Annotated in this window: 9 protein-coding genes; all 9 read left to right on the forward strand. The window is 48.5% G+C overall.

The window, feature by feature from the left end; translation table 11 throughout:
• The first annotated feature begins 500 nt into the window (after nucleotides 1–500).
• Nucleotides 501–1,331: an RHS repeat-associated core domain-containing protein gene (locus tag CFN46_RS17220; protein WP_088744266.1), complete on the forward strand. Its 831-nt coding sequence runs from the start codon at nucleotides 501–503 to the stop codon at nucleotides 1,329–1,331.
• 107 nt (nucleotides 1,332–1,438) lie between these two features.
• Nucleotides 1,439–1,642, forward strand: a complete 204-nt coding sequence (locus CFN46_RS17890) for an HNH/endonuclease VII fold putative polymorphic toxin (RefSeq protein WP_369597149.1) — start codon at nucleotides 1,439–1,441, stop codon at nucleotides 1,640–1,642.
• Nucleotides 1,643–1,650: 8 nt separating this feature from the next.
• Nucleotides 1,651–2,043 (forward strand): hypothetical protein, encoded by a 393-nt coding sequence (locus tag CFN46_RS17230; protein ID WP_088744268.1) that lies wholly within the window; start codon nucleotides 1,651–1,653, stop codon nucleotides 2,041–2,043.
• A 106-nt stretch (nucleotides 2,044–2,149) separates the two neighbouring features.
• Nucleotides 2,150–2,518, forward strand: a complete 369-nt coding sequence (locus CFN46_RS17235) for an RHS repeat domain-containing protein (protein WP_088744269.1) — start codon at nucleotides 2,150–2,152, stop codon at nucleotides 2,516–2,518.
• Nucleotides 2,519–2,647: 129 nt separating this feature from the next.
• A complete protein-coding gene (locus CFN46_RS17240) occupies nucleotides 2,648–3,886 on the forward strand; it encodes an RHS repeat-associated core domain-containing protein (RefSeq protein WP_088744270.1) in 1,239 nt (412 codons plus the stop codon).
• A gap of 1 nt (nucleotide 3,887) precedes the next feature.
• A complete protein-coding gene (locus CFN46_RS17245; RefSeq protein WP_088744271.1) occupies nucleotides 3,888–4,160 on the forward strand; it encodes a hypothetical protein in 273 nt (90 codons plus the stop codon).
• A gap of 148 nt (nucleotides 4,161–4,308) precedes the next feature.
• Nucleotides 4,309–4,455: a hypothetical protein gene (locus CFN46_RS17625; RefSeq protein WP_176426524.1), complete on the forward strand. Its 147-nt coding sequence runs from the start codon at nucleotides 4,309–4,311 to the stop codon at nucleotides 4,453–4,455.
• Nucleotides 4,456–5,484 carry an RHS repeat-associated core domain-containing protein gene (locus CFN46_RS17250; protein WP_217897859.1) on the forward strand — a complete coding sequence of 343 codons (1,029 nt, stop codon included), beginning with the start codon at nucleotides 4,456–4,458 and terminating at the stop codon, nucleotides 5,482–5,484.
• Between the two features lie 9 nt (nucleotides 5,485–5,493).
• Nucleotides 5,494–5,877: an Imm50 family immunity protein gene (locus CFN46_RS17255; protein ID WP_088744272.1), complete on the forward strand. Its 384-nt coding sequence runs from the start codon at nucleotides 5,494–5,496 to the stop codon at nucleotides 5,875–5,877.
• Nucleotides 5,878–6,121 lie beyond the last annotated feature (244 nt).

Here is a 6,121-nt window from a genome sequence, read left to right on the forward strand (position 1 = left end):
TCAACTGCCATTGGCTATCCGAGATTTCGTAGCGTCCTGTCATACCGCACCTATGCTGGATGTGCATGGGTCACATTAGCAAAAATGACTTTTCGTACAAAACCTAGTGACGATGATTACATAAGTGCTTTTATTTTCTATATGGAAAATGACGCTTTTATTTATAACGGTTCATGATTTTCGGGTTTCGTCTGGTTGACTGCAGCCTGAGTGAATAAGTGCCTGTGCAAAATTAAATGTACATAGGAGCTCAGTACGGAACTGATTCTGTGCTGTCAGAGTGCACGAAAAGTTCTGCATAAGCACTTAGCTCCAGCTGTTCGGCTTGCCATTCCTTCATCGTTACGGTTGGTGCCTTGTGAAGTAGAAACTTCTGAGAAATGTGGTAGTTGTATCACCAGCAATAACGCTTGCGCGTCTGCTTAAAGTGCTCACTAATATAGTGCCGCATCGAGTCCAATGGCCAGGCATGGCATTATCAGTACGATGCCGAGCACCGCATGGTCGAGGCCAGCCGTTACGCTCAGGCGCCTGCCGCAGGTGATGATGCAGCCCCTCTGACCCACGCGCGCTATGCCTACGACAGCATGGGCCGTCGTATCTGGAAGCAGGTGACACAGCAGGGCAACGCCCCAGAGCTGACTGTCTTCACCTGGGATGGCGATCTTTTACAAAGCGAAGAGAGATACCAAGGCCATCTGCCTGGCATGGCCTATGCGCCGTTGCTGGAATTGAAGGTAGAGGACCCGAGCCGTTCCTACTCGACGCCTATCGCACAGCGTCAGCACACGCTTGGTTATCTAGCGAATCTCGTCCCGCTGCGCCGCGTGAGCTATCTATTTGAAGCCAATAGTTTCATCCCCGCCGCGAAGCTGGAAACACGCTTTGAGGCAATCGAGCATCAGACCGGCACTGGTCAGTCTCGCCCTACTGGTTATCAGCCTTTAACGGCTAAGCTTTATTACTTCCAGACCGATCACCTCGGCACACCGCTGGAAGTCGCTGACGGCGACGGCAATCTCGTCTGGGTGGGGCAATACCGTGCCTGGGGCCAGCTCGAACGCGCAAAAGATGGCAATGGCGAGCGCACCAGCACTGACAATCCGTTGCGCTTCCAGGGCCAGTATCACGATGAAGAAACCGGGCTTCACTACAACCGATTCCGCTACTATGATCCCGCAGTAGGGCGCTTCACGACTCAAGACCCCATCGGTTTGATGGGCGGAGAGAACTTATATCAGTACGAGCCTAATCCGACAGGGTGGGTAGATCCGCTGGGGTTGAGTAAATGCTGTAATGATAAGAATAAAAAACAAGCTATGAAGGAGTAAGCAGGAGAGATGCATTAAGGCAAGCCAAACGGGATGCTGGGATTCCAAATTCTCAAGATCCTTCTGCCGAGTATGCCTATCTAAAAGATGGAAGCGGAAGTAAAATTCTGAATGATGATGGCTCTCCTGTTATGACACGAGAATATCATTATAATACTAATAATGGTGATCCTGTGATTATTCAAGAACATAGTTTAGAGCATGAGGAAGCTGTTCCTCTACGAGGCGCAGAGCCACATTTCAATTTGAGGCCAAGTGACAATCCTACTACTGGAAGTGTTATGAATTCTCATGGGCATTATTATTTTTAGGGGTGTTTATGAATTTATTGGATATGGTGGAAAAGAATGTTTTTCTCAGTAAGTTATTCAAAATCGGTATTACTACACCAGTGAAAATCGCCAAGCTAGATTTGGCAAAAGATGGACGATCTGAAATAAACGTACATATTACTCAAGAGCCCTCTATTGAAGTAAAAAAGTGGGGCGTTTGGGGGCAGGATTATAATACGATTAATTTGGTTTTATCTGGTAGTGTGATACTTAATTTAGAAGTAAAAAACTGGGAGAAATTAGTTTACTGTGATTTGATGGTTAAGAAAGAAGATGGTCTTTTTTGTTTGTCACAAGAGTTTGAAAATAGTTATATCAAGCTGTCATGTGATGGATTCTTCTTTAAAGAGGTTAGAATTCATTGGGATGCTGAAGCCTGATTTAGTTTTTATTGTTATGAATATTTTTTAATATGTATTAACCACCACGATACCGGATGGTCAGCAGATCAGTTGGCTGCGTTATGGCTCCGGTCATGTGCTGTCGATGGCATTGAACAACGAGGAATTGCTCGGCTTCGAGCGGGATGACCTGCACCGTGAAGTGCGCCGCCATCAGCGTGGGCGTGAGACGACGTCGCAGTATGATCCGGTCGGGCGTCTGATCGTCCAGAACAGTCAGCTGCAGCAGCGGGGCTCTCCCCAGGGCGCGGCAGTACATGGCAAGACGTCGGCCATCAAGCGTCGCTGGCAGTACGCGGACAATGGCTTGCTGACGGCCATCGATGACAGCCTGCGCGGCACTACGCGTTATGGATATGATGCCTTGGGTCGCCTGCGTCAGGCCGTTTCGCCGCTGCGCGAGGAGCACTTCGCGTTTGATCCGGCGGGGAATCTGGTTGAATCGGATCGCTAGGGGAGTGGTGCCAATGATGGTACGCAAGCGACTCGCTGGACGCAGGAGCGCCCGCGTGACGGCCTGGATCACACGCCTGAATCACGTGTACGTGTTGATTTCCCCAATGCGCCCAAGCTCTCTTCCGCAATGGGTAACTTGCTCAAGCGCTATGCTGGCACGCACTATCACTATTACACCTACGGCAATCTGACACGCCGCATCGAGCCCAATGGCCAGGCATGGCATTATCAGTACGATGCCGAGCACCGCATGGTCGAGGACAGCCGTTACGCTCAGGCGCCTGCCGCAGGTGATGATGCAGCCCCTCTGACCCACGCGCGCTATGCCTACGACAGCATGGGCCGTCGTATCTGGAAGCAGGTGACACAGCAGGGCAACGCCCCAGAGCTGACTGTCTTCACCTGGGATGGCGATCTTTTACAAAGCGAAGAGAGATACCAAGGCCATCTGCCCGGCATGGCCTATGCGCCGTTGCTGGAATTGAAGGTAGAGGACCCGAGCCGTTCCTACTCGGCGCCTATCGCACAGCGTCAGCACACGCTTGGTTATCTAGCGAATCTCGTCCCGCTGCGCCGCGTGAGCTATCTATTTGAAGCCAATAGTTTCATCCCCGCCGCGAAGCTGGAAACACGCTTTGAGGCAATCGAACAACAGACCGGCACTGGCCAGTCTAGCTATACCAGCTATCAGTCCTCGGCCGCCGAGCTTTACTACTTCCAGACCGACCACCTCGGCACACCGCTGGAAGTTGCTGACAGCGACGGCAACCTCGTCTGGGTGGGGCAATACCGTGCCTGGGGCCAGCTTGAACGCGCACAGGATGGCAATGGCGAGCGTGCCAGCACTGACAATCCGCTGCGTTTCCAGGGCCAATACCACGATGAAGAAACCGGGCTTCGCTACAACCGATTCCGCTACTATGATCCCGCATTAGGGCGCTTCACCACCCAAGACCCCATCGGTTTGATGGGCGGCGAGAACTTATATCAGTACGAGCCTAATCCGACAGGGTGGGTGGATCCGCTGGGATTGAGTAAGTGTCGGTGTGATAATGACAGCGGAAAATCTGCTAATACACCTGTAGGGCGTTCCGGACAAAAAAATTCTTTTCCTAATCCTAATGCTCCACGACCTAGGAATGCTCCGGAAGTAATTGATGATAAATCATATAGTGGTCATGCTATTGATCGTATGCAAGAACGAGGGTACACCCCGACGGTAGTAGATAGTGCTGTTAATAATGGTGTTACGACTTCAGGGAATAAGCCTAATACCTTGCTTCATACTGATACTAGAAATAATCTGAGAGTAGTAACCAATTCCGAGACGGGTAATGTAATAACTGTTATTCCTGGAGTTAAATGATATGTGTAATAGAGCTTCTAAGCTTTACAAAGCCGTACGAGAGGCAGTTCATCAGCAATGGGATCCAATAGGTGTTTGTTCATATACAGACGAGATGGGTGAATATGATAGTTACGTTCCTAATTTATGTGAGATTCTCATAAATGAAGCGTCGGAGGATGAAGTTTTTAATTTTCTATGGATTGTAGAGACTGAAAGTATGGGTCTTTCTGGCGATGAAAAAGCGACTCGTGATTTTAGTAATGTACTTGTAATTATAAAGAATGGTTTGTGATTTTTCGTTTTAATTTTCAGAGCTATTATATCCTAGATGTCTCGAGGTTTAATTTATATTTTTTAGATATGACACATATGGCAATAGATGTAGTTTAATAAATTTTGATTAAAATTATTATTAAGCTTCGCATTTAAGGCAGTAGCGGTTGGATCAGCAGCTTCGTCATGATGCCGAGCACCGCATGGTCGAGGCCAGTCGTTACGCCCAGGCGCCTGCCGCAGGGGATGACGCGGTAGCTCTGACTCACGCACGCTATGCCTACGACAGCATGGGCCGTCGTATCTGGAAGTAGGTGACACAGCAGGGCAACGCTCCAGAGCTGACTGTCTTCACCTGGGATGGCGATCTTTTACAAAGCGAAGAGAGATACCAAGGCCATCTGCCTGGCATGGCCTATGCGCCATTGCTCAAGCTGGAGTTGGAAGACCCGAGCCGTTCCTATTCGACGCCTATCGCACAGCGTCAGCACACGCTTGGCCATCTGAATGTCGTTCCGCTGCGACGCGTCAGCTATCTGTTCGAAGCCAACAGCTTCATCCCCGCAGCGAAGCTGGAAACGCGCTTCGAGGCAATTGAACAGCAGACCGGCACTGGCCAGTCTGGCTATACCAGCTATCAGCCCTCGGCCGCCGAGCTTTACTACTTCCAGACCGACCACCTTGGCACACCGCTGGAAGTCGCTGACAGCGACGGCAATCTCGTCTGGGTGGGCCAATACCGTACCTGGGGCCAGCTCGAGCGCGCACAAGACGGTAACGGCGAACTCGCCAGTACCGATAATCCGCTGCGCTTCCAGGGCCAATATCACGACGAAGAAACCGGGCTTCACTACAATCGCTTCCGCTACTATGATCCCGCAGTAGGGCGCTTCACGACTCAAGACCCTATCGGCTTGATGGGCGGCGAGAACCTGTATCAGTACGCCCCGAATCCGACAGGGTGGGTAGATCCGCTGGGATTGAGTAAGTGCTGTAATGATAAAAATAAAAAGACAAGCTATCAGGGAGTAAGTAGGAGAGCTGCGCTTAGAGAAGCCAAGCGTGATGCTGGTATTCCTAACTCTCAAAATCCTGTAGTGCGATACAAGCCGCTGAGAGATGGGAATGGTAAAAAAATCATTAATAGTGATGGTTTTCCTGTAAATGCACGTGAATATAATTACGCTGATAGCGACGGCTCCTCTATTATAATTCAAGAGCACAGTATGGGGCATGACAAAGCAGTGCCATTACGTGGTGCCGAGCCTCATTTCAATATAAGACCATCTACTAATTTAGACACTGGTTCTGTTGTCGATACTCATGGACATTATAACTTTTAAGAGGTAATCATGAACTTGATGGATGCTATTGAACGAAATGTTTTTCTTGAAAAAGTTTTTCCGGAAGGTATTGCTGATACTCTCGAGATTCGGCAGCTCTGTCTAGAGAAAAGTGGGAGGACCACTATTCGTATATTAGTTAAGCAGAAACCTGCAATAGATGTTCAAAAATGGGGGGAGTGGAATAAAGACTTTGATACATTAGGTGTTGTTTTAACTGGAAGTTCTATTCATGACGTTGAAATAGAGAATTGGGAGGGCTCTGGGTCTTCAAGTTTAAATATTTCTAAAAAAGATGATCTGTTTTGTTTTTTGCAGGAAGGAAATGATTGGAAGATTAGCTTTAGTTGCGATAGTTTTATTTTTGAAGAAATTGTGACTGGTTTAGAATAGTGCCAATAATTGATTTTAAATATAGTTATAATTATTCGAAGTGCTAGGCTGCAGACTCTGAGTGTAATGCCTGAGCTTCTCTGTAAGGTATTGCACTCATGTCAATTTAGAAATCAGCATTACAGATCGTGCCTACATCTAGGTTTTGTACGAAAAGTCATTTTTGCTAATGTGACCCATGCACATCCAGCATAGGTGCGGTATGACAGGACGCTACGAAATCTCGGATAGCCAATGGCAGTTG

It is taken from the genome of Cobetia sp. QF-1 (genome assembly GCF_002213105.1).
GTDB lineage: Bacteria > Pseudomonadota > Gammaproteobacteria > Pseudomonadales > Halomonadaceae > Cobetia > Cobetia crustatorum.

Coding starts and splice junctions, on each gene's coding strand:
- CFN46_RS17245 (WP_088744271.1), top strand. CDS start 3,888: ATGTGTAATAGAGCTTCTAAGCTTTACAAAGCCGTACGAGAGGCAGTT.
- CFN46_RS17235 (WP_088744269.1), top strand. CDS start 2,150: ATGGCATTGAACAACGAGGAATTGCTCGGCTTCGAGCGGGATGACCTG.
- CFN46_RS17240 (WP_088744270.1), top strand. CDS start 2,648: ATGGGTAACTTGCTCAAGCGCTATGCTGGCACGCACTATCACTATTAC.
- CFN46_RS17220 (WP_088744266.1), top strand. CDS start 501: ATGGTCGAGGCCAGCCGTTACGCTCAGGCGCCTGCCGCAGGTGATGAT.
- CFN46_RS17230 (WP_088744268.1), top strand. CDS start 1,651: ATGAATTTATTGGATATGGTGGAAAAGAATGTTTTTCTCAGTAAGTTA.
- CFN46_RS17255 (WP_088744272.1), top strand. CDS start 5,494: ATGAACTTGATGGATGCTATTGAACGAAATGTTTTTCTTGAAAAAGTT.